We start from the raw sequence: 1,117 nt of genomic DNA on the forward strand, positions 1-1,117 counted from the left end.
GAAATGACCCTGGCTGTGTAAAAACGCGCAGGATCGAAACACGACTAGAATTGCATTCTTCAGTTCGCCGTCTAGGTTGAAGGCACCTGCGAGCCTGAGCGCTAGAACGATCTTGGACGAATAAGTTCTTCTATCGCGCTCAAGCGTCTTGGGGTTGTCACACAGCCAAGACCCATTGCGGAAGCCGCCGGGCGGCTCCGCTGACGTTGTTCTCGCTAAATCGGGGCTGATCAGCTCCTCCAGATGGTTCCAGATTTTGGTCGCGACTTCGCGTCCGATTACAGTCGGCTGTCCGGCCGGCACGAGAACAGCGTCGTCGGAGAACAATGCCGCCCGACGATGAGCGTCGTGACCGTTGACCAGCTCGACAAATCGGAAATTCAAGAACGCCTGTGAAATATCCATAGTCGCCTCCTAAAAGGGGGCAATGAGATTTGCAGTGCTTTGCGCCACGTCCGACGACAATCTCAACGCACCCTGAGCCGCACGTGGCGAAACCGCCCTCTCGGTTTTCAGCGGCTGGCAAAATTTATTGCCGGGCCGAGTGGCTGCCGAGCCGCCGGAGGAGTAAGCTGTGTCTGTTGCGCATGTCTTGAGACACGGCAAGCCCGCCATAGGTCGTGACCGCCGCGATAAGTGAGGCCGACGGCTGTCCAGCTTTGCGGGGTGCGGACCTTGGACGCGGCTCCAGAGGGAGGATCATCATGAACCTTGATGAGGTTCGACAGGTTATCGACGAGGCAAATCGCAAGTTTAGTGCCGCCGCCAGCAAGGACTATGCCGGTATGGCCGCGCTCTATACCGAAGATGCCAAGGTTATACCGAAGATGCCAAGGTTCTGCCGCCCGATGCGCCGATTGTTTCGGGGAGGAAGGCGATAGAGGAATTTTGGCGCACGCACGCGAACGCACTCGGGCTGATAGACGCCACTCTCAAGACGATCGACCTCGAGATCGCCGGCGACACCGCCTACGAGATTGGCGAGGCCGACCTGAAACTCAGCTCCGGGCAGGCGAAGGTAAAGTATCTTCTCGTTTGGCTCCGAAGTCGGGATGGCCAGTGGCACGCGCATCGCGACATCTGGAATAACATGCCGACGGGCTAGAGTGGGCAAGAG

Annotated in this window: 1 protein-coding gene and 1 pseudogene; one reads left to right on the top strand and one right to left on the bottom strand. The window is 58.1% G+C overall.

Annotation, left to right across the window (positions count from 1 at the left end):
- A pseudogene (locus tag AC630_RS46585) lies at positions 1–405 on the bottom strand (hypothetical protein); the annotation flags it as partial.
- 451 nt (positions 406–856) lie between these two features.
- Here AC630_RS46585 and AC630_RS48595 point away from each other — a divergent pair.
- Positions 857–1,105, top strand: a complete 249-nt coding sequence (locus AC630_RS48595; RefSeq protein ID WP_502691605.1) for a YybH family protein — start codon at positions 857–859, stop codon at positions 1,103–1,105.
- The last annotated feature ends 12 nt before the right edge of the window (positions 1,106–1,117 follow it).

Origin of the sequence: Bradyrhizobium sp. AS23.2 (genome assembly GCF_001908185.1) — a bacterium.
In the GTDB taxonomy this organism is placed as follows: domain Bacteria; phylum Pseudomonadota; class Alphaproteobacteria; order Rhizobiales; family Xanthobacteraceae; genus Bradyrhizobium.